We start from the raw sequence: 24,834 nt of genomic DNA, 5'->3' as shown, positions 1-24,834 counted from the left end.
GTGTGCGGTCTAGATTGCCGCTCAATCCATTTGGGGGGAACGCTTTATGAGACTACGCCACGTCGCACTTGCGGCCGTGTTCGCGTTGGCCGCCTGCGCCAGCGCGAGCCAAACCACAGAGACTCTGCCGCCGCCGCCAAACGCGACGGCATTCGCCGCGCCGCCGTTGTCGGCGGCAGCGTTGCTAGAGCACACGCGCACGCTGGCGTCGGATGAATTCGAAGGTCGCGCGCCGGGCACCAATGGCGAGCGCCTGACGGTGGATTATGTCTCGCGCTCGTTTGCAGCTGCGGGTCTGGAGCCGGGCGTCACTTTGCCGGACGGCACGCGGTCGTGGGTGCAAGAAACGCAATTGAGCGCAGCCACGCTCACCAACACGCCGACGTTGACGCTGCGCGGCCGCGATGGCGCGCGCGACTATGCGTACGCGACACAATTTTCGGCGTGGACGCGCCGTCTTGAGCCGACGATCAACATCGAGAGCGCCGAACTCGTGTTCGTCGGCTACGGCGTCAACGCGCCAGAGCTTGGCTGGAACGATTACGAAGGCGTTGATGTGCGCGGCAAGATCGTTGTCATCCTGATCAACGATCCGGATTTCGAAACCGGCGATGATCGGGGCTTCGGCGGTCGCGCAATGACGTATTATGGTCGTTGGACCTACAAGTTCGAAGAGGCTGGCCGTCAGGGTGCTGCCGGTGCGCTGATTGTGCACGAAACAGCGCCGGCCTCTTACCCGTGGGCCGTGATCCAAAGCTCGACTGGAAGTGCGCGATGGGACGTCGTGCGCGCCAATGGCGGCGCGGATCGCGCGGGCTTTGAAGGTTGGATGAACAATGAGGTGGCGATGGAAACGTTCCGTCGTGCGGGTCTCGATTTCAACCAGCTGAAAGCGCGCGCACAACAGCGCGGTTTCCGTGCGGTGCCGATGAACCTCTCTGGCTCAGTGCGCCTAGAAACGACCGTGGAAACGCGCACCACGTCGAACATTGTCGGTGTGTTGCCGGGCCGTACGCGTCCGGATGAGACCATTCTCTATTCGGCGCACTGGGATCACCTCGGCCGTTGCCCAGCGATCGACGGCGACGACATCTGCAACGGCGCGCTCGACAACGCGACCGGGACGTCGGCCTTGATCGAGCTTGCGCGTCGCTATCACACGCAGGGTGCGCCGGAGCGGTCAGTGGCGTTCATTGCGCTGACGGCTGAAGAGCAGGGCCTTTTGGGCGCGCTCTATTACATGCAAAACCCGATCTTCCCGGCGCGCAACACGGTGGCGGCAATCAATATGGACGGCATCAACAATGCCGGCCTGACGCGCGACATCGAAGTTGTCGGCTTCGGTAAGAGCGAAATGGATGATCTGATTGTCGAGGCGGCGCGCGCGCAGGGTCGTCGCGTTGAACCGGATTCAGCGCCGGAAGCCGGCTATTTCTATCGTTCGGACCATCTGCATTTCGCGCAACTGGGCATTCCGGTGCTCTACACGTCGAATGGCATTGATATGGTCGATGGCGGCGTGGCGCGCGGCCGCGCCATCAACGAGGCCTACACCGCCAACAATTATCACAAGCCGTCGGACGAAGTGACGGCCGATTGGGATATGAGCGGCGGCGCGCAAGACCTCGAATTGCTCTACGCGGTGGGCCGTCGCCTCGCCGATGGCAATGAATGGCCGCAATGGCGCGAGAACGCGGAATTCCGCGCCGCGCGCACGGCGTCGGGCCGCTAAGCCAAAGCAAACGAATGATTGGGGCTGTGTGGGATGAAACCCACACAGCCCTTTTTGTTTGCGGATTTCCATGAGCGCGCTCGCACTCCGTGTGCCCCGTCCCTATGTCTGCGCCGTCAGGGCATCACAGGCGGAGGGAGTACGCATGTCTGATGCATTTACGCTGTACGGCAGCTCATCGAGCGGCAATTCGCTGAAGCCGAAATGGGTGGCCGATAAGCTGGGCATTCCGTTTCGTTGGGTGGAGGTGAACACGTTCAATGGCGAAACGCGCACGCCGGAATTTCTGAAACTCAATCCAGCGGGCCAAGCGCCGGTGATCGTATATCCCGACGGTCGCGCACTCGCGCAATCGAATGCGATCATGCTGCATCTGGCCGAGGGCAGTGCGCTTGTGCCGAGAGACGCCTTCGCGCGCGCGAAAATGTTCGAGTGGATGTTCTGGGAGCAATACAGCCACGAGCCGACGATCGCGGTGCGGATCGCGCGCAAACATTATCTGGGCATGAGTGACGCGGAGCTTGATCCGGCGTTGCTGACCAAGGGGAATGCGGCGCTGGCGCGGTTGGAGCTGCAATTGGCGCAGACCAGCTATCTCGTCGGGCAAGGCCTGACGCTGGCGGATGTGGCGCTTGTCGCTTACACCCGCGTCGCCCATCGCGGCGGCTTCGACCTTGGCCAATACCCGGCCGTGAAGGCTTGGGTCGCGCGCGTGGAAGGCGATTTGGGCCTGAAACCGGCAGATTAAAGCTGACGCTGTAGTCATTGGTTAAAGGGAACCTCCCTGATCTGGCCGCATTGGGCTGCGAAGGGCTATGATCGCTTGCGAGCTGATCGAGGGTGTTGTTGGAAATTCCGCCTGAACTCTGGCCGGCGCTTTTGGCGACGTTTGGCCTTTTCCTGCTGGTCGGCTTCTTCGCCCAATTGGTCGATGGGGCCGTCGGCATGGCCTATGGCGTGATTTCTTCGAGCGTGCTGTTGGCGTTTGGTGTGCCGCCGGCGCAGGTCTCCGCCACCATCCACGCCGCCGAGTGCTTCACCACCGGCGCTTCCGGCACATCGCATCTGCTGCACAAGAACGTCGATTGGCGTTTGCTGTTACGCTTGGCGCCAGCTGGTATCGTCGGCGGCGTCATTGGCGCGTATTTGCTAACGGGCTTTGAGCCGACTTTCATCAAAGCCTTCATTGTCGCCTATCTCGGCATTTTGGGACTTTTCCTGCTCTTTCGCGCGATCCGCGGGCCCCGCGAGGAGCCGCCGCATCTGAAGCACGTGATTCCGCTTGGCGTCGCCGGCGGCTTTCTCGATGCGAGCGGCGGCGGCGGTTGGGGCCCGATCGTGACGACGACCTTGCTCGGCCGCGGACATGCGCCGCGTTATGCGATCGGCTCGGTCAACACGGCTGAGTTTTTTGTTACGGTTGCGATATCAGCGACATTCATCTGGACGATGATGACCGGGCGCATGGTCATCGAAGGCGGCATCGGACACGCGCTCGCGGCGCTCGGTGGGCTGGTGCTGGGTGGCTTGGTCGCGGCGCCCTTGGCCGGGTATGTCACCAAAATCGCGCCGGCGCGGCTGCTTCTGGGGGCCGCCGCGGTGCTCGTGATTTCGCTGTCGATTTGGCAGGGCATTCAGCTCTGGCCCAAACTGCTGGACGAGCCGATCCTGACGCAGTTTTTCGCCAGCCGTTAACCTTCAAGTGCAAACGCGGCGTTTACGACGCTCTGCGAAGCTGGACGCTTCGCGGAGTGCGTTTTGGTCAGTTCAGTCAGCTCCTCTATGGTCACGGCCTTGTTCGGGTCGACCTCGACGACGGCGACAACCGGCGTTGGCGCTGACTTGCTTGCGGCTTGGGCGCAGTCGAAGGCCGGCATTGGCGTGAATACCGCCACCGCGACACAAGATCCGAATGCGCCGCTGGCGCCGGTTTGGCAGCCGGGCATTTCGCCAAGCGCGGAAGTGCTGGTGCAGCGGGCGCTCACCAACAAGGCCTTCTTCGACACAAGCTCGAAGCTCTACAGCGATCTCGGCGCCACCGGCGATTATCAGAAGCTCTTCGCACTCTATTCCGGGCTCTCAACGCTGAACGCGCTCGCTGCGCGCGCGGGCGAGGACGGGCTTTCGGCGCTCCAGAAAACGCAAACGGCGACCGCGTTCGGTCGCGGGATGACCGAGCTCGAAGCGTTCTTCCGCCAACAGCAATTCGATGACATGCGCCTTGCCCAAGGTGACCGTGTCGACAAAGCGCAAAGCACGCTCGGGCTGCCAGTGAAGACTGAGGATTACACCACTGGCATCATTCACAAGGGCGGGCTCTACGACAAAATCTCCGGCCTCGATCCGAATGCGGAATTTGAGATCGTGGCGACGTCGTCGTCCGGCACGGTGCGCAATGTTGCGATCGATTTGTCCGAGATGGGTTCGATCACGCGTACGCTGAGCAATGTGGTCAGCTTCATCAATGGCAAGCTCTCCGCCGCTGGCGCCTCGTCGCGCATCGAGACGGTGGATCAGACGCCGAAGACCAACACGATCGTGCTTGGCGGCAAGGCGATCGAAAGCCGTTACACGGGGCCGAAGCAATACGCGCTGAAGGTCGATGTGCGCGCGAGCGAGAAGGTTGAGTTCAAGGCCGTCCATGGCGTGCCGGCGTTCTATGCGCTGGGCTCCACCGGCAGCAGCACACGCTTGATCAAGATCGAAGATGTCGGCGAGGCCGCAGGCCAGCCTGTTTGGCTGACGCGCCCGGTCGCGACCGACGATCCAATCGGCGCGTGGATTTCGACAGGCTGGTACGGCGTCGATGGCCCAGCGCCTGCGGGCGCAATCGAGCAGCGCAGCAACGCGCTCGTGTCGGACGACGATGGCGTCACGACCTCATACGAAGATTTGCTCAACAAGGCCGGCGAAGCGGTGCTGAAGCTCGACATGGGTGACGGCCGCGTGCTGAGCGTGAGCACGGCGTGGCGCAGCGGCGATCAAGAGCAGTGGCGCACGTTGACGGGCGAAGGCGCGAACGCGGCGATGCTCAACGATGTCGCCGAGCGTTTGACGCAATTGCTGCACGAGCAGGGCGTCGCGGCGGGTGTCGATGTTTGGGAAGATGATGGGCAATATGGCCTTTCCGTCTTCTCTGTCGACGGCTTGCGCGTTTCCAATTTGAGCATTGGCGGCAAATCCGTCGTCTTCGAAACCACAGCTAATCCGGGCTCCATCGGCGGTTTGAATGATGGCGTGTTCGCGCGCCGCTACGGCGCCAATGGCGTTGCTGCGACATCGGATTTGTTTGTCGACAAGCAGACGTTCGTGTTCACGACGGCCACGACCACGCACTCGATCGTCATTGATGGCGGCGAGGATGGCATCGACGCTGAGACGTTGATGGAAAAGCTCAACGAGCAGCTGCGCTCCAACGGCATCGCGGCCGCGGCTTATCTCGATGACAATGGCGGCGCGCTCGATTTCCGCGTCGATGCCTTGCACGACGTGATCGGTGTCAGCGCAGTGTTGAATGACACCGACAACGACACAATCATCCAAGCGCCGGGCGCTTGGGCAAATGGCGGCTTGCCGGTAAGCGGACCGGGTGAACTCTTCGCCAATTCCATCCGCACCTACAATGCTGCGTCTTCGCCTCTGCTCACGCATACGGACGCGCTTGATCTGCAGATCGTCGTTGGCACGCCGACGGGCCAGAAAACGGTGAGCGTTTCTGTGACGGCGCAGGAGCGCTTGGACAATCCGGATGCTGGACCCGGCGAATGGAATGCGGTGCTGCAGGACCGCCTGAATGCGGCGCTCAACGAAGCGGGCGTGTATCTCGCAGCACCTGGTGGTGATCTGAGTTCGTGGCAGATCGCTGAAGGTTCGGGGCAGCGCTTGTTGTCTGTCACCGTCAATGGCGACGCGGTAGCGCTCGAAGCTGACGCGCCAACTTTGGGCCTTGGCGGCGCCTTCACGGCGGAGCGCAGCTTCACGTCCTCGCAGGCGGCGACCGGCGTTGCCGATGACGTGACCTCGCTGTTGAGCGATGACAATGTGTCCATCACGATCAACACCATCTGGGGCGAGCGCACGATCAGTGCGGCTCTTGAGCCGGGCGACCCGCGTACGTTGGAAAGTGCGGCGCTGCGCCTGAACGAGGCGCTTGCAGCGCAAGGCTATGACGTCGGCGTCGCGGCGACGGCGTTGTCTGACGGTGGCGCAGGGTTGCGCGTCGTCACGGGCGCGTCGCACACAGTGCGCGGCGTGAGCGCGATCAATCTGGGCGGTGAGGTCGAGAACGTGACGCTCGATCCGATCGACGCGGTCTCGCATGTGAACAATCCAGTGGGCGCGCTGCGTGTGTATGACCGCGCCTCGCGCGGGGCCACGATCACGGAAGTGCAGCCCTCGGCCTCCACGTTTACGTCGCCAACCTCCAATTCCGCGGCGTGGTTTCCGGGGCGCGCGTTTGACATCAGCGTGGGCGGCGGCGCGAAGGTCGCGACCGCGCGCGATGTGGCGACTGGGCCGGATGGCTCAGTTTACGTGTTGGCCGATCTCAATGACGACGGCGCCAACACGGCCGTGCGCGGTTCGCGCGATGTCGCGCTGATCAAGTACGATTCCGCCGGCAAGCTTGTGTTCACGCAAATGCTGGGCGCTGTGGAAGAGGCGAACGGTTTTGCGCTCGCGGTTTCGGCGGATGGCAAAGTCGCCGTCGCGGGCTCTGTCGAAGGCGTGCTGTCCGGCACGAGCGTGAAGGGCAAGGACGATTCCTTCGTCACAGTGTTCGACGCGAGCGGCAAAGAGCTCTGGACGGCGCGACGCGGCGCGACGGCGGACGATCAGGTCAACGATATCGCCTTTGCATCAGACGGCAGCTTGGTCGTCGTCGGGCAGACCTCATCCGTGCTCACCGGCGCGATCGCGTTGGGCGGCGTCGACGCTTATGTGCGCGGCTACAATCCGAGCGGTGTTGAGACGTTTACGCGCCAATTCGGCACGGGCGGCGCGGATGCGGCGACAGCGCTGCTCGTGCGCGACAATGGCTCCGGCGGCATCGACATCGTCACCGGCGGCGTTGAAAACAATCGCGGCGTGCTCCGTAGCTTCACCTATTCTTCGACGGCCGGCTTCAGCACCGGCGCGACGCGCGATCTCGGCAATTTCCACGAGGGCTCAATCACCTCGCTCGCAGCGGATGGCGCATCGCTCTACGTCGGTGGCCAGATCGTCGCCGATCGTCTGACTTTGGGCGCGACGGGCCGCGCTTCGGTGGCGGGCAAAGAGGGCTTCGTCGCGCGCCTGGATGTGGGGCTCGTTTCCACCGCCCTCGATCGCGCCAGCTACCTTGGCTCGTCGCAGGACGACATCGTGAAGAGCATCGCCATCGTGGACGGCGATGTTTACGCGTCTGGCGTCTCCGGCGGCTTGATCGCTGGGCAAGGCGCGTCGAAATCGGCGACGAGTTTTATCTCGCGCCTGGATGGCGCCGGCGAAGTCGATTGGATGCGCTCGTTCAGCTCGTCGGCCGGCCAACTCACGCTGACGACGATGGCGGTGGATGAAAGCGGCGCATCGGCGCTGGACATTCTGGGGCTGCCGCAAGGTGTGGTGGCGTCGAACGATTCCGGGCTGCTGGTGAATCGCAGCGGCTTGCGTGTTGGCGATGAGTTTCAGATCGGCGTGGATGGGCGCAGGCTGACGACGATCAAGATCACAGATAAGGACACGCTTTCGACGCTCGCAGCCTCGATCAATCGCGCGATCTCTGGCGCGGGGCGCGCAACGATCGTGAAGGCCGACGGCGTCGAGCGCATCGAGATCACGCCGAGCGGCGACAAGGCCGTGCGCCTCGACGCAGGCCGCGATGGCAAAAACGCGTTGCCTGCGCTGGGGCTCATTCAAGGCGTGGTGGCGAGCAATGCGAGCGCCGGTCGAGCGGGACTGCAGACCTATGGCCTGGGTATGATCGCCTCGGAGCTGAAGCTCGACACCGCTGAAAACATCGCCAAGACCAAAGCCGAGATCTCGGCGGCGATCTCGATTGTGCGCATCGCCTATGATGCGCTGCTCAATCCGAATGCGAAGGCGCTGACCGAAGAAGAGAGGGCGCTCGAAGCGCGCCGCGCCGCCGCCGCCAGCGCCACACCGCCCGCGTATCTCAGCGCGCAGCTGGCGAATTACCAGGCCGCGCTCGCCAAGCTAGGCGGCAGCTAAGCGTCTGAAAAATGGGGGCTGCGTGAGTCATCCGGAGCTCGCCATGCGAGCGTAGGCTGGTGCCACGGGAGAGGATTGAACTCTCGACCTCACCCTTACCAAGGGTGCGCTCTACCACTGAGCTACCGCGGCGATTCCCAGGAAGCGGCGCTTCTAGCTTGCCCGGCTCAGGGATGGAAGCCCGCCGGTGCGCGGCGCGATGGCCTTGGCGTCGGCCGGCTTTGGCATCGGGCCGGGGCCTTCCGGCTTGCCGGCGCCGCCGTCGAGCGGCGGCGTGGGGTTTGTGGGCGCCGGGGCCGGAGGCGTAGGTGGGGTTTCGTCCGATTCCGGCGTCTCGGTGGGCGGGATCTCGGCTGGTTCATCCTCCAGCCCGCCGCATGCGGCGCGCACGATCCGCCAATCGGCGTCGCTGATGGAGGGCGCCAAGCCCGGCCGCGAACGGGCGCGGGCGGTGGCGGCGCGTTCGGCGCTGGCGGGGTGGCTTGAAAGCAGCGTGGGGATATCGCCGCCGCCTTGTTCTTCGGCCATTTCGGTGAAGCGGGCGAAAAGGCGGGCGACGCCGCCCGTGTCGATTCCGGCCGCATCCATGTATTCGAAGCCGCGCAGGTCGGCGTCGGTTTCGTCGTCGCGACTGTAGCGCAGCCCGGTGAGGTTGACCGAGGCGATGGCGATGGCTTGGCCGGCGCCCGCACCGCCGAACACGATGTCGAAGAACACGCCCGCGCCGACATTGCGGATGATGTTCTTCATGACGTGGTTGTGTTCGATGTGCGCGATCTCGTGTGCGATCACGCCGGTCACCTCGTCCGGGCTCTCGGCCATCTCGATCAAATCGTCGGTGACGATGATTGAATAATCCGGCAGCGCGAACGCGTTGGGGAATGGCGCATCGACGATGGTGATCCAGATGTCATCACGGCGCGCGACGTTGGAACGCTCCATCATGCGATAGGCGACGTCATTGAGGATGCGCGCGGCCTCGTCGCTGTCGTCGCAATAATCGGTGAACGCGTTCACTTGCGACCAGGAGATGTCCGCGATCTGGTTGCGCTGGCGCTCTGGGATCATGTCCGCGATGGGCGCCGCAGCGAGCGGGATGCCAATCAGAAAGATTGCGGCGATGCTCCAAGCGGCGGTGACCAAACCGCCAACCACGACGCGGCCTTCGATGCCGAAAGCGCGTGGCTTGAAGAGCTCGGGCGCCGCACTTTGTAAATCGGAGCTCTGCTCCAGCATCAGGCGCTCACCTGTATCGGGCTTGCGCTTCAGCATGATGCGGCCGGAGCCATCATCGGCGCGGCGGAGCTCGGCATAAACCCAAACGTGCGCTTGATCGCCGACTTGGATCGTCAGCGAGTCGGGCCCGAGTTCAACCTGGGCGTCATGCGTGACCGCGGCGCGGCCGTCGGCGTAGCGCGCGAGGATCATACGACGCCCACTCCCATGTCGAGGTCGAACGCATCGCCCAAACCTTCGCCGGACGAACCCTCAGGCACAATGCCTTGGCCGATTTCGGAGAATTTCGGCGCGCCGATCACTTCTAGCCGGTTGATCACGTAGCGGACCTGCAAGAAGCCGGCGACGGGCGCCAGCAGCGTCAGCGAAAAGATGGTGATGAGCCAGCCGGCGAGCGTGATGCCGAAGAGAGAGAAGGTTTTGGCTTTGAGTTTGAAACGCGCGCCGTCTAGTTCGATGAGCGACGCGATGCGGTTCATGGCGGCGGCGTTGTAGGGCGCCCAAGCCAAGGTCATCAGCAACAAGCCCAACACAAGCGAGGCGATACCAATGCCGACGAAGATCATCGCCGCTTGCTCGGAGGATTCCGCGCTCTGGCTGATGTATTCGCCGAGGCCTGCCGCAAACGCGATCATGAAGACGATAAAGTAGGCGACGAACATTGCGAGCAGCGAGCCGAACCAGCCCATCGCGAACGGCCACCACATGCCCTTCTGCGGGCTTTCGCCGTCATCGACGAATTGAAAGGGCTGATCGCCGAAGCGGGCATTGTCCCACATCAGCTTGGCGCGGTTCATGCGTGCGGCTGGCGTGTACCAGCCAAGCGAGAGCGTCTGCAGGATCGTCCAGCCAAACGAGGCGAACGCGTAGCGCGCCGACGAGCCGGCAAGCCCGAAGCGGATGCCGCGCCAACGCGTGCGCGAGAGTTGGTAGCGGCGCATCAGATAGCGCGCGGCGGCGATCAGCGGATTGGCGATGATATAGAAGGCGATGGCAAGCCACGTCGCGGCCACCGGGTCCATCATCAGCGGTGCGATATAGAAGATGAAGATCGCCGGCAGGAAAAAGCAGGGCAGCGAGATCAGGAAACCGCGGAAGAGCTCCCAGGCGGAGCCGGTATATTCGAGCGGGTCCCCCATCACCCAAACGCGCGACCAGAGCCGGCGGCGCATCGAGGTTCGGGCCCAGAAACGGTAAAGCGTGAGCGTGGCCAGGGTCAGCCCGGCGTTCTTGAACGCCAGCCCCAGGACATTGCCCAACTTGCCGCTGTGGGCGAAGGCTTGTGTTGGCGCTGCTTCTAGCGTCATGAAATCCCCCGTCGCCAACCTAGCGACGTTGCACGCCAGGGTCGATTCCAGAGATGCAGGGCAAGCCGCCTCCACCGCAAAAGGACCGGGAAAAGCGCGCTGCGGAGGCGCTGAAGCGCAACATTGCCCGCCGTAAGGCTGCCTCGAAGCCGGCGGACAAAAAATAGGCGCCAACAAAGGCCTGGGGCGGTTGTCCCGCGCCTTGCTTACGCCGTTCCCGCCCCCCATAACCCGGCCAAAGGCGGGGGCCGCCGTCGAAAGAGCCATATGGATCGCATCGTTATTTCGGGCGGGTCGCCGCTCAATGGAATCATCCCGATTTACGGGGCCAAGAATTCGGCGCTGAAACTGCAGGCGGCGGCTTTGCTGTGTGGCGATCCGCTGATCCTCGAAAACATGCCGGACCTGGCCGACACGCGCTTCATGGTGCAGCTGCTGGCTTCGCTGGGCGTCGAGATCACCTGGATCAAGGAAACGCGCACGCTGCGCATGCACGCGGCCGAGATCGCCTCGACCATCGCCCCGTACGATCAAGTGCGGAAGATGCGCGCTTCGTTCAACGTGCTGGGGCCGCTTCTGGCGCGCGTCGGCCATGCGACCGTGTCGTTGCCGGGCGGCTGCGCGATCGGCGCGCGGCCGGTCGATTTGCACTTGAAGGCGTTCGAGGCGATGGGCGCCGATATCGTCATCGAGCAGGGCTATGTGAAAGCGGCGGCGCTGCGCGGCTTGAGAGGCGCCGAGATCGAGTTTCCGTTCGTATCCGTGGGCGCGACTGAGCACGCGATGCTGGCGGCCGTGCTGGCGCAGGGCGATACCGTGTTGAAGAATTCCGCACGCGAGCCGGAGATCGCCGACTTGGCCGATTGCCTGAACGCGATGGGCGCGCGGGTCGAAGGGGCGGGCACAAGCGAAATTCGCATCAAGGGTGTCACGTCGCTGAAGGGTACGAAGCACCCGGTGGTGGGCGATCGGATCGAGGCCGGCACATATGCGTTGGCGGCGGCGACGGCGGGCGGCGATGTGCTGCTGAGCGGCGCGCGTGCGGAGCATTTGGGTGCTCTGATCGATGTGATGAAAGCTGCCGGCGTTGAGGTGAGGGCTGAGGATCGCGGGCTGCGGATCAAACGCGATGCGAGCAAGCGCCTGAAGCCCGTCGATTTCGAAACCGAGCCGTTCCCCGGCTTCCCCACCGATTTGCAGGCGCAGACGATGGCGATGCTGTGTTTCGCGGACGGCCAATCGCGGATTCGCGAAACCATTTTCGAGAATCGCTTCATGCACGCGCCGGAACTCGCGCGTCTCGGCGCGCAGATCGCGGTGCACGGCAACGAAGCGGTCGTGACCGGCGTTGATCGTTTGATTGGCGCCCCGGTGATGGCGACGGATTTGCGGGCGTCGGTGAGCTTGGTGATCGCCGGCCTTGCGGCTGAGGGTGATACGATCGTCAACCGCGTGTACCATTTGGATCGCGGCTTTGAGGGCTTGGAGGGCAAGCTTTCGGCGTGCGGCGCGCGCATCGTGCGCGAGAAGGAAGAACAGGCGTAAGCGGGCTGATGAGCGGCATGCTGAAACTGATGGCCGAGGACGAGGCCGACCTCGACATCATCGGGGCGGCGGTTCAGGACGCGCTCGTGCGCGTCGGCGAAATCAGCGTCGATAGAAAAGCACGCCGCTTCACGGCTATGCTCAATCGGTTTCGCTGGGAAAGCGCCGGCGAGCGTGGCCCATATGAGCGCGTGCGCGCGGCGCTTTCCTTCGACGGCGTGATGGGCGTGAAAAGCAAGCGCGTGCGCCAAGATATCGATGACGCGTTGGCCTCGGTGTTGTCGGTGACGTTCGAGGCGGACGCTGAGCCGCCTTCCGGCACGGTGCGCATCGTGTTGGCCGGTGGCGGCGAGATCGCCGTTGCGGTTGAGTGTCTCGACGCTGTGCTGGTGGATATCGGGCCAGTGTGGCCGACGCCGCGCCGACCCGATCACGAACGCGGCTGACGTCCGATGAGTGAGCGCAATCGCCTCGCCGATGTGATCTTGGACGAAGCCTCGCTTGCGCCCGCCAGCCCCAATGCCGAACACGAACGCCGCATTGCGCTGTTCGATCTGAAAGAGAGCAATTCGTTCGCGATCGCGGGTGAGGACCGTGGGCCATATCTGTTGCTGCTCGCACAATCGGATGGGCGGCTTGCGTTCGATGTCACCGACGAAGCCGGTGAGCGCGTGGTGCTGCACCATTTGCCGATGTCGGCGATGCGCAAGCTGGTCAAAGATTATCTGATGATCTGCGACAGCTATAACAACGCCATCCGCACCGCAGCGCCGAGCCAGATCGAAGCCATCGATATGGGACGACGTGGGTTACACAACGAAGCCGGCGAAGTGCTGATGGAAGCGCTGGCCGGCAAGATCGAGATCGACCTGGAAACCGGGCGGCGGCTGTTCACTCTGGTTTGCGCGCTGCATGTCCGGGCCTGAGACCCTGCCGGGGTCGGTGCTGTTCATGTGCACCCACAATGCCATTCGCTCGCCGATGGCGGCGGAGTTGATGCGGCTGCGCTTCGGGCCGTTGGTGCGGGTCGATAGCGCCGGCGTGCGCCCGCACGAGGAGGTGTCGGCGATGGCCGCGTTCGTGGTGGACGAGCGTGGCGGCGATATCTCAAAGCTGAGACCGAAGGGGCTAAACGCTTTTGAAGAGGCCGAGGAAGGCCCGTTTGACCTCATCGTCACGTTGAGCCCCGAGGCCCATCACCGGGCGTTGGACATGATCCCTGCGCTTGGCCTGGCTGCCGAGTATTGGCCGACCTTCGATCCATCCCTGGCGGAAGGCTCGCGAGATCAAGTGCTTATGGAATACCGGGCGGTGCGGGACACGCTTGATAAGCGTATTGCGTCCCGCTTCGTCCGCCCGTCGACGGGCTAGGTTCGAGCGCCTATAAGGCGGCGCGCCCGGCCCGATTCAGCAAGGGCCCCAGGAGAGAGAATGGCAAAGGAAGAATTATTGGAATTCGCGGGAACCGTGGTTGAGCTGCTGCCCAATGCGACGTTCCTGGTGAAGCTCGAGAATGATCACGAGATCATCGCCCACACCGCCGGCAAGATGCGCAAGAACCGCATCCGCGTGCTGGCCGGCGACAAAGTGCTTGTCGAAATGACGCCCTATGATCTGACCAAGGGGCGCATCACGTACAGGTTCAAATGACACAGAACTCGCTCGACCGCGCCATCGTTATAACCGGCGCCTCCACTGGCATTGGCCGCGCTGCTGTCGCGAAAGCCGTGCGCGAAGGCGCGCATGTTTTCGCCAGCGTGCGTAAAGAGGCGGATGCGGAGAGCTTGCGCGGCGAGTTTGGCGCGAGCGTGACGCCGTTGCTGTTCGATGTGGCCGATGAGGTCGCTGTTCGTGCGGGCGCTGCGCAAGTTTCGGCCGCGCTTGGCGCCAAGAGGCTCTATGGCCTTGTGAACAATGCAGGCATCGCCGTGCCAGGGCCGTTGCTGCATCTCGACACGGACGATTTGCGCCGCCAATTCGAGATCAATCTGTTCGGCGTGCATAACGTGACGCGGGCGTTCGCGGATTTGCTGGGCGCCGACAAGGATCGCACCGGCAAGCCCGGCCGCATCGTGATGATTTCGTCGGTGGGCGGGCGGAACGGATCGCCGTTCGTTGGCCCGTATTCGGCGTCGAAGTTCGCCCTCGAAGGCTACTCGCAATCGCTACGCCGCGAATTGATGCTCTACGGCATCGACGTGATCGTCATTGGGCCAGGCGCGATCGCGACGCCGATCTGGGACAAGGCGGAGGGCGAAGATCTGAAGCGCTTCTCGAACACCGATTATGCGCCGGCCGTTGAGCGCGTGGCCGATTATATGCTTGCGCAAGGCAAGCAAGGTTTGCCGCCGTCCGACGTAGGCGATCTGATCTGGCATTGCTTGAGCGATCCGAAGCCGAAGGTCCGGTATGAGATTCTGCGGAAGCCGCTCATGGATGCGGCGCTGCCGCGTATGCTGCCGCCGCGCACGGTGGACAATATCATCGCCAGACGCCTGGGGCTGACGAAGCGCACATGACGCGTTTGGTGCTTGCCAGCGCGAGTCCGCGCCGGCTGGCGCTCTTGGCGCAGATCGGCGTGAAGCCGGACGATGTGATCTCAACCGACATCGATGAAACGCTGCTGAAGGGCGAGACGGCGCGCTTGCTGGCGTTGCGTCTGGCTCGATCCAAAGCCGAAGCCGCGCGTGCGGATGATGCGCTGGTGTTGGCGGCGGATACGGTAGTGGCTGTCGGACGTCGGATTTTGCCGAAGGCGGAGACAGAAGCCGAAGCGCGCGATTGCTTGGCGCTGCTCTCGGGACGATCGCACAGAGTCTATACCGGTGTGGCGCTGCGTCATGACGGCAAGGTAAGCGAGCGCCTTGTTGAAACGCGCGTTGCGTTCAAACGGCTTACCGCTGAAGAAATCGACGCTTACATCGCCAGCGACGAATGGCGCGGCAAGGCGGGCGGCTATGCTGTGCAGGGGGTGGCGGCGCGCTACATCATTTCGATCATTGGCTCTTACTCCTCCGTCGTCGGCTTGCCGCTTTATGAAACGGCGCTGCTGCTTGAGGGCGCGCGATGAGTGAGCCGCTGGAGACTTGGATCGACGCCGCGATTGGCGAAACGCGCGAAGCGTTGGTGCGCAGCGGCAAGCCGATCGCGCTGCGCGTGGCGCGAAAGACCGATGACGGCCGTCGCGCGCGCTGGGGTGAGCTCTATTGCGCACGGGTGCGGGAATTGGATCGGCGCCGGCGCGGCGCCTATCTGGATTTGGGATTGCGCGACCAGTTCGGTTTCATGCCGCTCGGCGAAGACGGCAAAGTGCGGATGCGGCGCGAGCGTGTGGCGCTGCGCGAGGGGCAAGGCGTGGTCGTCTCCGTGACGCGTGAGGCCGCACGAAGCAAGAACCCGGTCGTTGATCTGCAAGAGGTCGGCCACGATGGTGAGGCGCCGCATCTGATTGGGCGCCACGATGCGGATGAGGAATTGGTGCTCGCCAAGCCCGCTGACCCGCTGATGCGCGGCAAACTGGACGCGGCGATCGAGGATGCTCTGGCGCGCATTGCGCCGATCCCCGGCGGCGGTGTGCTGACCATTGAGCCGACATCGGCGCTGGTGGCGATCGATGTGGACGCGGGCGGCCGCGCCGGTTCGGGCGATCCGGAGAAATTCGCGCTCGATCTTAACATCGCGGCCGCGAAGGAGGCCGCGCGGCAGATCAGGTTGCGCGGGCTGGGCGGTGTGATTGCGATTGATTTCGTGTCGTTGCGCTCAAAAGGCCACAACAAGCAATTGGAAGAGGCGGTGCGTGCGGCGTTCGCGGGCGATCCGTGGAGCGTGCAGTTTGGCGCGTTGTCACGGTTCGGCGTGTTTGACCTGGCGCGCTCGCAATTGCGTACGCCTTTGCATGAACAGATGCGCGATCCGGATGGGCGCTTGAGCGTTGAAACGGTGGCGCTGATGGCGTTGCGTGCGATCGAGCGCGAAGCGCGGGCGCAGGGCGGGCGCCAGATTGCGTGCACGGTCTCGCCTGAAGTGAAAGCTTGGCTGGATGCTGGCGAGATCGATTGGCGCACGGAGCTGTCGAGCCGGATTGGCATGCGCTGGGCGATCGATTCCACGCCGGCGCCGCGCGAACGCATTGATGCGAGGGCGCTATGAGCAAGTGCGCGATCTGCGGCAAGCCGCAAGACCCGAACTATCGGCCGTTTTGTTCAAAGCGATGCGCTGACGTTGATCTCAACCGTTGGCTGAGCGGCGGGTACGCCATTCCGGCGGTCGAAGAAGACGATCCAGGCGAAGACGAGATGCCGCCGACGGAGCGCTAAACGCGGCGCGGATCGTCCAAATGGCGCAGCAAAATGCGCACGTTGCGCACATGCGATTTGAAGGCCAAGTCGAAAATATCGCCGACGAGTGGGATGGCGCCGACGAGCGCGTCGATCGCCAGATTGAGCACCATGCGCGCTTGCAGCAGCGGCGGCGCGCCGAGCTCGCGTGCGCGGATGACGATATAGGCGCCGAGCACGGTGGTCGCGAGATCGCCGATGCCGGGGATGAGGCCGATGATCGAGTCGAAGCCAAAGCGGATTTTCGTGCCGGGAATCTCGAAGCGTGTGTCGAGCCATTCGGCGAGCTGGCGGATGTCGGACGTGTCGGCGACATCGCGTGAACGCAGGCGCGCGACAAAGGGTTCGAAGACGGATTGCGTAGCCATGTGCGTGCAACCGCTGAGTGGCGCGCTCAGTTCCTAGCCGAAGTTGGCGATCACGGGCACGTGGTCGCTGGCTTTCTCCAGGCCGCGCGCTTTCTTGAAGATTTGCACGCCGGTGAGTAGATCAGCCGCCTGCGGTGAGAGCAGGAAATGATCGATGCGGATGCCGTGGTCTTTCTGCCAGGCGCCGGCTTGGTAATCCCAGAACGTGTAGCGGTGCGCGGCGCCATCAACGGCTATGAAGGCGTCGGTGAGGCCCAGATTTTCCAGCGCGCGATAGGCGGCGCGGGTTTCGGGTTGGAAGAGCGCGTCGCCGGTCCAAACAGATGGATCCCAGCAATCGACCTCGCGCGGGATCACATTGTAATCGCCGCAGAGCACAAAGCGTTCTTCGTTCTTCAGCAATTCACGAGCGTGCGCTTGCAGCGCTTCCATGAATTGGAGTTTGAAGCTGAATTTCTCCGTGCCGATCGGATTGCCGTTCGGCGCATAGATTGACGCCACACGCACTGGTCCATCCGGTGCGGCAATCACGGCTTCGATGTAGCGGGACTGCTCGTGCTCCAAGCCCGGCACGCCGCGAACAAATTCTTCAATGCGGTGCTTGGAGAGAATGGCGACGCCATTATAGCTCTTCTGCCCGAACGTCTCGATATTGAAGCCCATCGCTTCCAGCTCAAAGCGCGGGAAGCGCGGGTCTTCGCATTTGATTTCCTGCAAGCACCAGACGTCGGCGTTCACTTCCTCGAACACCTTCATCGCCGTCGGCAGACGGGCGAGAATCGAGTTGACGTTCCAGGTCGCGATTTTCAAAGCCATGCGCGAGGCTTAGCCTCGCGCGGGCTCAAGCTCAACCAAACCAGCCCATCGCCATCGCGCCAAAGCCAAGCACGACCAGCACGATGCCAGCGGCGAGGATGTAGCGGACATGGTGGCCGGTCTCGCCGGCGCGGGCCTCGTCCTGTGGAATTTCGACGTGTTCGCCGACTTTGCGAGCGGTCATGAGACAACCTCCTAAGCGCCCCCGCGATCGACATTTTCCGCCTGATTGGCTCCGAGGGAAAGCCTTTTGGCGGCCGCCATGCTAGAGAGGCGACATGATTGTAATCCTTTGGGCCTTCACCCTGTTCCATCTTGTGGTGAGCGCGGCGAGCTTGGGGCTGGCGGTGCGGTTGTTGACGGCGGAGGAACGGGCGCTGTGGCGTTCGCCGGTGGCGCTGCTGATCGCGGAGCTGCTGTGCTGGATTTATCCGATCGTGGCGTTCATAGCCGCGAGCGCTGCGTGGCGCGCTTACAGCGAGGGCCACCATCTGGCCATGCCGATGCTGATCGCGCCGATCGCGTGGCTGCTGGTGATGGGGCTCGTGTTCGCGATCGTGGATTTCGTGGAGGACGGCATCCTCGGCAATACGCGCGAAGCCGGGAACTAGAAGCCCTTGAACGTCGCAATCTCATCCACTGGCGCGCGATCGCTGCGGAGAGCGTTTACGGGCGCGCTCATGTCGGCGTAGCCCAGCGCGATGGCGCAATAGATCATCTCTTGCTCTTCCAAGCCGAAATGCGCTTTGAGCGGCGTGCGCAGTGTGGCCCAGGCTTCCTGCATGCAGGTGGCGAGGCCGCGTTCGGTCGCGGCGAGCGCAATCGATTGCATGAACATGCCAAGATGCGCCCATTGGCCGTAGCCCATGCGTTCATCGATGACGATGAACAGCCCGACAGGCGCGCCGAAAAATTCGTAATTGCGCGCGAATTGCTGGAGGCGGCCCATCTTGTTGTCGCGCGGCACGCCGAGCAACGCGTACATATCCTCGCCGACTTTGAAACGGCGTGAGCGATAGGGCTCCCAGAGATCGGCGGGATAGATGAAGCGTTCGCCGATATGGCCAGGCAGGTTTGCCTTGGCGATGTCGAGCACCTCCTGGCGCGCATCGCCGGCGACGGCGATCACTTTCCAAGGTTGGAGATTGCCGCCGGACGGCGCGTAGCGCGCGACATCGAGAATATCGCGCACTTGCGCTTCGGAGACGGCATCGGGCTTGAAGGCGCGGATCGAGACGCGGGCTTTCAGAGCTTCGTCAACATTCATCGTCTTTCCCGCGCCCGCTGCTGGATATCCTTGGCGTATTGTCGGCCAGCTTTTTGGGCGGCGTCAATTTCCGCAGCGGACATCTCGCGTGCGAGGGCGCCGGCGCGCTTGCGCGCGGCTTCGTCGGCCGACAAGGCCACCGCAGCGTAAAGCCACGACAGCGCTTCGATCGGATCGTAGCGCATCAGCGCGTCGGAGAGGTGGCGCATGGCCGGCGCGTAGCCGAGTTCGGAGGCGCGCAAGAGCCAGCGGCGATGTTCGTCCGGCTCGCACATGGTGGCGATCTGCACCATCGCTTCGCAATCGCCGGCGCCGGCGGCGGCGCGGAAGTTTGCGCGCGCGGCCTCGATATCCTTCTCGACGCCAGCGCCTGAGCGCAACGCGATGCCATAGGCCGTCTGCGCGCCGGCATGGCCGACGTCCGCAGCGCGCGCGAAGCAATCCGCGGCCGCGCGTTTGTCGCGATCACCGCCCAGGCCCCGCCAATAGAGGACGCCCAGATGATAGAAGCCGTTGGCGTTCTCATCATCCATCAGCGCGTCTTCAAGTGTGCGGCGCGCGCGCTTCCATTCGCCTTTTTCGAAAGCGTCGAGACCCCGGTCGAGTTTTGAAGCGCCGAGGCCGAACATGGTCAGACCGAAAAGCTGACGCCGCAGCCGCAGCTGGTTTTTGCGTTCGGGTTTTTGACTTTGAACGCCGCGCCGATCAGCTCATCGACCCAATCGACCTCGGAGCCCAACAGGAAGGGGAGCGAGACGGGATCGACGAACAGCTTGGCGCCGTCGCGCTCGATGACGAGGTCGTCGGCCTTGGCGGTTTTATCGACCGCGATCTCGTATTGGAAGCCGGAGCAGCCGCCGCCCTCGACCGCCACGCGCAGGCCCGCGCCCGCTGGTTCAGCGGCGACCACGGATTTGATCCGCTCGGCGGCGGCGGCGGTAAGGCCAACACTGGACATGCGTTAACGATCTCCTGAGACGCTTTCTCAAGTTGCTCGGCCCCATATATGGTCTCATCCAGGGCAAGAGGAGAAGCCGGCACGTGGCCGACGGGCAGAAACCAACAGCTACAGCCAACAAGGCGAAACCGTCCAAGCCGGACGAGGCCGCCTATGTGCGCCCCGGCCGGGCGATTTACGCCACGGACCCGGCCAAATCCCGCGGCCGGCTGCACCCGGAACCCGAAAGCCGCACCCGGACGCCGTTTGAACGCGACCGGGATAGGATTGTCCACGCGAGCGCCTTCCGACGGCTGCGGGGCAAGACGCAAGTGTTCGTGGCCCATGAGGGCGACCATTACCGCACCCGCCTGACGCATTCCTTGGAAGTGGCCCAGATCGCGCGCGCTGTGGCGCGGCAGATGGGGCTCGATGACGATTTGGCCGAGTGCCTCGGCATCGCGCACGATCTTGGCCACCCGCCATTCGGGCACACGGGGGAAGACGTGCTCGACGCCTGCATGGAGCATTATCAGGGCTTCGATCACAACGCGCAGACGCTGCGCGTGCTGACGAAGCTTGAGCGCAAGTATCCAAATTTCGACGGGCTCAATCTGACGTGGGAGACGCTGGAAGGCGTCGTCAAACACAACGGGCCGCTCATCCGTTATGGCGCGACGCTGAAGGATTTGCCGATCGCCATACAGGAATATGTCGCGACGCATGATCTAGAGCTGGACTCGTGGCCAAGCTTAGAAGCGCAAGTCGCCGCGCACGCGGACGACATTGCTTACAACAATCACGACATCGATGACGGCCTGCACGCGGGGCTTTTCACGATTGAAGAGCTGCGTCGCGAAGTGCCGATGTTTGAGCGTGTGCTGGTGACTGTGGAGCGCGATCATGCGGGGTTGGATGATGATCGCTTGGGCGCGGAGACGATCCGGCGTCTGATCGGTGTATGGATCGACGATCTGGTTTGGGAATCGGGCAACCGCATCGCGGCGGCCAATCCGCAATCGGTGGAAGATGTGCGCGCGGCGGGTAAGCCGCTCGTGGGTTTCTCGGACGTCATGAACGAGAACCAAGCCGTGCTGCGGCGCTTTCTGATGGCGCGCATGTACCGGCACTGGAAGGTCAATCGCTCGCGCAGTCACGCCAAGCGCATTCTGAAAGACTTGTTCGACCTGTTCATTGGCGAACCGGAGCTTTTGCCACCGGACTGGCAACAGGGTGGCGACGGCGCCAACGGGCCGCGTACGGCGCGCCGCGTGTGCGACTATATCGCCGGCATGACCGACGATTTCGCCATCGATGAACATAAACGCTTGTTCCGTCTGGAGCGCTAAATCCTCGAAGGTGCTCCCCCGTGCACGGGGGAGCTGTCGCGTAAGCGACTGAGGGGGGCGAGGGCGCGCGATTGTCTACCGGACTTGCCCCCTCCGGCTCGCTTCGCTCGCCACCTCCCCCGCTTGCGGGGGAGGAGTTTCGTAACACTTGCGAAATTATGGATTCCGCAGGGCTGCAATTTCATCTCGTTAAGCGCGGGTGAAGGCGGGGGCGTGGTAATCTGCGCTTTGATTCCGGAGCATGGCCTTGAACTCTCGATACGATCCCCGCGGCGGTCACGCCTATGACGACCAATCGCGTCACGCGGGCATGGTCTATATTTTGATGCTCGTGGTGGCGCTCGCGTTTGGCGGCTTCCTTTGGCAGCTCTATAGCGAGCCGGAAGTGCCGCGCATTTCGGCGCCAAGCGGGCCGTACAAAATTCAGCCGCCACCGGAAGCCGCGAATGCGCCGGATCGCGTCGAGCAAGGCGCGTTCAACGATACGCTCGAAGGTCGCACTGAAACGGCGGAAGCCACGCCGCGCGCTGGCCCGGAGCAAGTCGCGGCGCCCGCCGAGGAAGCGATGCCCGCAGGTGCGCCGCAATTGGCGGCTGATCCGACGTTTGTTTCAAATGGCCCTTACGTCGCGCAATTGGCAGCGCTGCAATCAGAAGAGGCTGTGCAGCAGGCGTGGGCGCGTTTGTCGTCGCGTGCGCCGCAATTGTTTGCGTCGGCCCGGCTTGATGTGGAGCGTGCTGATCTCGGTCAACGCGGCGTCTATCACCGCATTCGCGCCGGGTATTTCGCCGATCGCGCCAACGCATCCCGTTTCTGCGAACGCATCCGGCAAATGGGCCAGGACTGCATCGTGACGACGCGCTAGAAACAGCGCCGATGTCCATGCTCGCGTGCTCTCTCGGCCTGCGCCAACCTAAGCTCGACGCGGAGACGCGCGCGTTTTTTCGAGATGCGCGGCCGTGGAGTTTTATCCTGTTTCGCGAAGCGTGCGTGAGCCGCGAGCAGGTGCGGGCGTTGTGCGCGGAGCTACGTGACGCGGCGGGGCGCGACGCGTTGGTCTGGATCGATCAGGAAGGCGGGCGCGTTGCGCGCTTGAAGCCGCCGGAATGGCCGACATGGCCGCCGGCTGCGCGCTATGGCGAAGTGTTTGAACGCAATGCGATCGCGGGGCTGGAAGCGGCGCGGCTTGGGCATCGCTTGATGGCGCATGAGCTGAAGAGCATGGGCGTGGATGCGGATTTCGCGCCGGTGCTGGATGTGCCGGTCGCAGGCAGCGACAAAATCGTCGGCGATCGCGCGTTCTCAGCTGACCCGAAAAATGTCGCGACCCTGGCGCGTGCGGCGTTGGAAGGTTTGCACGCGGGCGGTGTTGCAGGCTGCATCAAGCACATGCCGGGGCATGGCCGCGCCACGGCGGATTCTCATTTGGCGCTGCCGCGCGTGACGGCGAGCGAAGCGGAACTGGCCAACGATGTGGCGCCGTTCGCGGCGCTGGCCGACGCTGAGGCGGCGATGACGGCGCACATCGTGTTCGATGCGTGGGACGCCGACCGGCCTGCGACGTGCTCACCAATCGTGATCGACACCATCATCCGTGGCCGCATCGGCTTTCAGGGTCTGCTGATGAGCGACGATCTGGATATGAAAGCACTCCAATACGCACTGAATGGCGGCCTGAAAGAGCGCGCCGAGGCGGCTTTGGGCGCTGGCTGCGACGTGGTGCTGCAATGCTCGGGCGTGCTGAAAGAGATGCAGGAAGCGGCTTCTGGCTGCCGTGCGCTGGGGGGGCTCTCGCTGGTGCGGGCGCGAGCGGTGGAGGCGTTCGGCAAACGCCCCACTGACGAATTCGATGCCGAGGCCGGCTGGGCGCGCTACAAGCAGCTTGTGAGCAATTAGGCCGCGCGAGCGGTTCCCATTTTATGAGCAACGACGAAGACCAACTCGAGTTCGATCTCGCCGCCGCCGAAGAGGCGGAGGGGCGAGAGGCGCTCGTGGTTGCGCTCGATGCATTCGAGGGCCCGCTGCACGCGCTGTTGGAGCTGGCGCGGGCGAAGAAGATCGACATTGCGAAAGTCTCGATCGCCGAGATCGCCGATCAATATCTCGCTTTCATCGCCGAAGCGCGCGCTCACAACATGGAGATCGCTGGCGATTATCTGGTGATGGCGGCGTGGCTGGCGTTGCTCAAATCGCGCCTGCTCATCCCGAAGCCTCAATTGCCGGCCGATGAGCCCGATCCCGAGCAGATGGAAGAGGCGCTGCGGCAAAAGCTGATGAACCTCGCCACCGCGCGCATGGCGGCGAAGAAGCTCGAAGAATTGCCGCAACTCGATCGCGACGTGTTCTTGAACGGCCAGCCGCAAACCACCGTGCTGACGAAGACGACGACATGGCGCGCCGATTTGTATGAATTGCTGAACGTCTATTGCGCTGAGCGCTCCAAGAGCGTGCGCAAGCGCGCGTTCAAAACCTTTGTCCGCCGCGCGTATCCGCTGGAAACAGCGCGCAAGAAGCTTGAGCAGGCTTTGGTGAAGCTCGAAGAATGGACAGCGATCGAAGCCGTCGCGCCCGCGAGCGACGAGAGCGGCCCCGAAGCGCCGCCGCGCGAGAGTTATATCGCGTCCACGTTTGGCGCGGCGCTGGAGTTTGCCCGCGAGGGCCGCATGGAGCTGCGACAAGCGGAAGCGTTCGCGCCGCTATTCGTGCGCGCCAAGCCGGTGCAGGAAGACGGCCGTGAGCGCTGAGAACGATCCCCCGCTCGCCGACGCTATGCGCCGGATCGAGGACGCCTTCGTTGAGGGTGGCGAGGGCCGCGTGCGCGCTGAGCCGTCACAGGATGCGATCCGCGCCGCTGAGGCGCTGTTGTTCGCCGGCGGCGAGCCGATCTCGGCCAAGGATTTGGGCGCAAAGCTGGGGCCGGCGGTGGACGTCGCTGCCGTGCTCATGAAGCTGAAAGCTGATTATGCCGAGCGCGGCGTGCAGCTGGTGGAGACCGGGGCCGGGTGGCGGTTCCAATCCGCGCCCGATTTGGCTGGCCTCTTTACCGAGACCCGCGAGGCGCCGAAGCGGTTGCCCAAGGCGGCGATGGAAACGCTTGCGGTTATTGCCTACCACCAGCCGGTGACGCGGGCGGAAATTGAGGAAATTCGAGGGGTTAGCCTGTCGCGCGGCTCGATGGAGCTGCTGCTGGAGATCGGTTGGATTCGCCCGCGCGGGCGCCGCCGCACGCCCGGCAGGCCGCTGACCTTTGGGACGACGGACGTATTCCTAGGTCAATTCGGTCTGGCCTCGCTTGACGCTCTGCCGGGCAAGGACGATCTCAAGAGTCTGGGTCTGCTCGACCCGCGCGCAGCGTCGGTGATTGACGTGCCGCGTCCGAGCGAGGACTTGGAGAGTGACGAAGAACCGCTGTCGGAAGGTGACGACGCGGCAAGCTTTTTCGTGGATCATATGGAAGAGGGCGAATAAGCGCCGTTTGGCGAGCCGCCCGCTGAGTTGGAGTGAATTCAAATGCATATGCCAGGGCTGATTCCGCTCCTGATCGTGCTGGGGTTGGCGTTCCTGCTGTTCAGCCGTCCGGGCCGCATCTCGGGCCTCATGGAAGATCTGGGCAAGGGCATCAAAGGCTTCCGCAAGGGGCTGACAGAGCCCGAGCAAACGCCGGCGAATCCCGAAGCGCCGCCGGCCCAAGTCCGCGACCAGAATTCCGACCGCGCGCAATAAGCGCAGCGGG

At 63.5% G+C, this 24,834-nt stretch carries 28 protein-coding genes and 1 tRNA gene; 20 read left to right on the top strand and 9 right to left on the bottom strand.

Annotated elements, in window-relative coordinates; all coding sequences use genetic code 11:
- The first annotated feature begins 46 nt into the window (after positions 1 to 46).
- The 4 genes from EPJ54_RS04855 (at position 47) to EPJ54_RS04840 (ending at position 7,939) form a co-directional block, all read left to right on the top strand.
- Positions 47 to 1,732: a M28 family metallopeptidase gene (locus EPJ54_RS04855; RefSeq protein ID WP_135210521.1), complete on the top strand. Its 1,686-nt coding sequence runs from the start codon at positions 47 to 49 to the stop codon at positions 1,730 to 1,732.
- A gap of 145 nt (positions 1,733 to 1,877) precedes the next feature.
- Positions 1,878 to 2,480: a glutathione S-transferase family protein gene (locus EPJ54_RS04850; RefSeq protein WP_135210520.1), complete on the top strand. Its 603-nt coding sequence runs from the start codon at positions 1,878 to 1,880 to the stop codon at positions 2,478 to 2,480.
- A 98-nt stretch (positions 2,481 to 2,578) separates the two neighbouring features.
- A complete protein-coding gene (locus EPJ54_RS04845; RefSeq protein WP_239590759.1) occupies positions 2,579 to 3,427 on the top strand; it encodes a sulfite exporter TauE/SafE family protein in 849 nt (282 codons plus the stop codon).
- Between the two features lie 87 nt (positions 3,428 to 3,514).
- Positions 3,515 to 7,939, top strand: a complete 4,425-nt coding sequence (locus EPJ54_RS04840; RefSeq protein ID WP_135210519.1) for a hypothetical protein — start codon at positions 3,515 to 3,517, stop codon at positions 7,937 to 7,939.
- A 57-nt stretch (positions 7,940 to 7,996) separates the two neighbouring features.
- Here the strand turns inward: EPJ54_RS04840 and EPJ54_RS04835 are convergent.
- The 3 genes from EPJ54_RS04835 to EPJ54_RS04825 form a co-directional block, all read right to left on the bottom strand.
- Positions 7,997 to 8,071, bottom strand: a tRNA-Thr gene (locus EPJ54_RS04835).
- Positions 8,072 to 8,092: 21 nt separating this feature from the next.
- Entirely contained in the window at positions 8,093 to 9,367 is a 1,275-nt protein-coding gene (locus EPJ54_RS04830) for a M48 family metallopeptidase (protein WP_135210518.1), read from the bottom strand.
- The gene (locus tag EPJ54_RS04825) at positions 9,364 to 10,482 is read right to left on the bottom strand and encodes a DUF898 family protein (protein WP_135210517.1); all 1,119 of its coding nucleotides are present in this window, start codon (positions 10,480 to 10,482) and stop codon (positions 9,364 to 9,366) included. The genes EPJ54_RS04830 and EPJ54_RS04825 overlap by 4 nt, the downstream gene beginning before the upstream one ends.
- A gap of 267 nt (positions 10,483 to 10,749) precedes the next feature.
- Between EPJ54_RS04825 and murA the strand changes: the two genes are divergently transcribed.
- From murA to EPJ54_RS04780, 9 genes are read left to right on the top strand one after another with little or no spacing between them, the layout of a single operon-like run.
- Positions 10,750 to 12,027, top strand: a complete 1,278-nt coding sequence (gene murA, locus EPJ54_RS04820) for a UDP-N-acetylglucosamine 1-carboxyvinyltransferase (RefSeq protein WP_135210516.1) — start codon at positions 10,750 to 10,752, stop codon at positions 12,025 to 12,027.
- An 8-nt stretch (positions 12,028 to 12,035) separates the two neighbouring features.
- The gene (locus EPJ54_RS04815) at positions 12,036 to 12,473 is read left to right on the top strand and encodes a DUF2948 family protein (RefSeq protein WP_135210515.1); all 438 of its coding nucleotides are present in this window, start codon (positions 12,036 to 12,038) and stop codon (positions 12,471 to 12,473) included.
- Between the two features lie 6 nt (positions 12,474 to 12,479).
- Positions 12,480 to 12,953, top strand: a complete 474-nt coding sequence (locus EPJ54_RS04810; protein ID WP_135210514.1) for a UPF0262 family protein — start codon at positions 12,480 to 12,482, stop codon at positions 12,951 to 12,953.
- On the top strand, positions 12,940 to 13,398 hold the full coding sequence (locus tag EPJ54_RS04805) for an arsenate-mycothiol transferase ArsC (protein WP_135210513.1): 459 nt from the start codon (positions 12,940 to 12,942) through the stop codon (positions 13,396 to 13,398). Before EPJ54_RS04810 ends, EPJ54_RS04805 begins: the two co-directional genes overlap by 14 nt.
- 60 nt (positions 13,399 to 13,458) lie before the next feature.
- Positions 13,459 to 13,677: a translation initiation factor IF-1 gene (gene infA, locus EPJ54_RS04800; protein ID WP_135210512.1), complete on the top strand. Its 219-nt coding sequence runs from the start codon at positions 13,459 to 13,461 to the stop codon at positions 13,675 to 13,677.
- On the top strand, positions 13,674 to 14,546 hold the full coding sequence (locus EPJ54_RS04795; RefSeq protein WP_135210511.1) for an SDR family oxidoreductase: 873 nt from the start codon (positions 13,674 to 13,676) through the stop codon (positions 14,544 to 14,546). The genes infA and EPJ54_RS04795 overlap by 4 nt, the downstream gene beginning before the upstream one ends.
- On the top strand, positions 14,543 to 15,097 hold the full coding sequence (locus tag EPJ54_RS04790; RefSeq protein WP_135210510.1) for a Maf family nucleotide pyrophosphatase: 555 nt from the start codon (positions 14,543 to 14,545) through the stop codon (positions 15,095 to 15,097). The genes EPJ54_RS04795 and EPJ54_RS04790 overlap by 4 nt, the downstream gene beginning before the upstream one ends.
- A complete protein-coding gene (locus EPJ54_RS04785) occupies positions 15,094 to 16,176 on the top strand; it encodes a ribonuclease E/G (RefSeq protein ID WP_135210509.1) in 1,083 nt (360 codons plus the stop codon). Before EPJ54_RS04790 ends, EPJ54_RS04785 begins: the two co-directional genes overlap by 4 nt.
- On the top strand, positions 16,173 to 16,343 hold the full coding sequence (locus EPJ54_RS04780) for a DNA gyrase inhibitor YacG (protein ID WP_135210508.1): 171 nt from the start codon (positions 16,173 to 16,175) through the stop codon (positions 16,341 to 16,343). The genes EPJ54_RS04785 and EPJ54_RS04780 overlap by 4 nt, the downstream gene beginning before the upstream one ends.
- Here the strand turns inward: EPJ54_RS04780 and EPJ54_RS04775 are convergent.
- Genes EPJ54_RS04775 through EPJ54_RS19735 form a run of 3 tightly spaced genes read right to left on the bottom strand, consistent with a single transcriptional unit; the run spans position 16,340 to position 17,732 of the window.
- Positions 16,340 to 16,732, bottom strand: a complete 393-nt coding sequence (locus EPJ54_RS04775; protein ID WP_135210507.1) for a DUF4112 domain-containing protein — start codon at positions 16,730 to 16,732, stop codon at positions 16,340 to 16,342. The genes EPJ54_RS04780 and EPJ54_RS04775 overlap by 4 nt on opposite strands.
- A gap of 33 nt (positions 16,733 to 16,765) precedes the next feature.
- Entirely contained in the window at positions 16,766 to 17,542 is a 777-nt protein-coding gene (locus EPJ54_RS04770; RefSeq protein WP_135211188.1) for an exodeoxyribonuclease III, read from the bottom strand.
- Positions 17,543 to 17,579: 37 nt separating this feature from the next.
- Positions 17,580 to 17,732 (bottom strand): hypothetical protein, encoded by a 153-nt coding sequence (locus tag EPJ54_RS19735; protein WP_167755577.1) that lies wholly within the window; start codon positions 17,730 to 17,732, stop codon positions 17,580 to 17,582.
- Between the two features lie 94 nt (positions 17,733 to 17,826).
- On the opposite strand from EPJ54_RS19735, the gene EPJ54_RS04765 reads away from it, so the two are divergent.
- On the top strand, positions 17,827 to 18,159 hold the full coding sequence (locus tag EPJ54_RS04765; protein WP_135210506.1) for a hypothetical protein: 333 nt from the start codon (positions 17,827 to 17,829) through the stop codon (positions 18,157 to 18,159).
- Here EPJ54_RS04765 and EPJ54_RS04760 read toward each other — a convergent pair.
- From EPJ54_RS04760 to erpA, 3 genes are read right to left on the bottom strand one after another with little or no spacing between them, the layout of a single operon-like run.
- Positions 18,156 to 18,815: a nitroreductase gene (locus EPJ54_RS04760; RefSeq protein WP_135210505.1), complete on the bottom strand. Its 660-nt coding sequence runs from the start codon at positions 18,813 to 18,815 to the stop codon at positions 18,156 to 18,158. The two genes, EPJ54_RS04765 and EPJ54_RS04760, sit on opposite strands and share 4 nt — an antisense overlap.
- Complete coding sequence (locus tag EPJ54_RS04755; RefSeq protein ID WP_135210504.1) at positions 18,812 to 19,444, bottom strand: SEL1-like repeat protein; 633 nt, start codon at positions 19,442 to 19,444, stop codon at positions 18,812 to 18,814. Before EPJ54_RS04755 ends, EPJ54_RS04760 begins: the two co-directional genes overlap by 4 nt.
- 2 nt (positions 19,445 to 19,446) lie before the next feature.
- Positions 19,447 to 19,773, bottom strand: coding sequence for an iron-sulfur cluster insertion protein ErpA (erpA, locus tag EPJ54_RS04750; RefSeq protein WP_135210503.1), 327 nt, complete (start codon positions 19,771 to 19,773; stop codon positions 19,447 to 19,449).
- Positions 19,774 to 19,928: 155 nt separating this feature from the next.
- Here erpA and EPJ54_RS04745 point away from each other — a divergent pair, with 155 nt between their 5' ends.
- The 6 genes from EPJ54_RS04745 (at position 19,929) to EPJ54_RS04720 (ending at position 24,824) form a co-directional block, all read left to right on the top strand.
- Positions 19,929 to 21,101 carry a deoxyguanosinetriphosphate triphosphohydrolase gene (locus EPJ54_RS04745; RefSeq protein WP_420823032.1) on the top strand — a complete coding sequence of 391 codons (1,173 nt, stop codon included), beginning with the start codon at positions 19,929 to 19,931 and terminating at the stop codon, positions 21,099 to 21,101.
- A gap of 247 nt (positions 21,102 to 21,348) precedes the next feature.
- Positions 21,349 to 21,966 (top strand): SPOR domain-containing protein, encoded by a 618-nt coding sequence (locus EPJ54_RS04740; protein WP_167755576.1) that lies wholly within the window; start codon positions 21,349 to 21,351, stop codon positions 21,964 to 21,966.
- 11 nt (positions 21,967 to 21,977) lie between these two features.
- Positions 21,978 to 22,997: a beta-N-acetylhexosaminidase gene (gene nagZ, locus EPJ54_RS04735; protein WP_135210500.1), complete on the top strand. Its 1,020-nt coding sequence runs from the start codon at positions 21,978 to 21,980 to the stop codon at positions 22,995 to 22,997.
- 23 nt (positions 22,998 to 23,020) lie between these two features.
- Positions 23,021 to 23,845, top strand: a complete 825-nt coding sequence (locus EPJ54_RS04730) for a segregation and condensation protein A (RefSeq protein WP_135210499.1) — start codon at positions 23,021 to 23,023, stop codon at positions 23,843 to 23,845.
- On the top strand, positions 23,835 to 24,569 hold the full coding sequence (scpB, locus tag EPJ54_RS04725) for an SMC-Scp complex subunit ScpB (protein ID WP_135210498.1): 735 nt from the start codon (positions 23,835 to 23,837) through the stop codon (positions 24,567 to 24,569). The genes EPJ54_RS04730 and scpB overlap by 11 nt, the downstream gene beginning before the upstream one ends.
- Positions 24,570 to 24,617: 48 nt before the next feature.
- Positions 24,618 to 24,824 carry a twin-arginine translocase TatA/TatE family subunit gene (locus EPJ54_RS04720; RefSeq protein WP_239590757.1) on the top strand — a complete coding sequence of 69 codons (207 nt, stop codon included), beginning with the start codon at positions 24,618 to 24,620 and terminating at the stop codon, positions 24,822 to 24,824.
- Positions 24,825 to 24,834: the final 10 nt, after the last annotated feature.

Source organism: Vitreimonas flagellata, from assembly GCF_004634425.1.
GTDB lineage: Bacteria > Pseudomonadota > Alphaproteobacteria > Caulobacterales > Aquidulcibacteraceae > Vitreimonas > Vitreimonas flagellata.
Note: the sequence above shows the minus strand (reverse complement) of the source record. Positions and strands in the feature narration are given on the sequence as shown.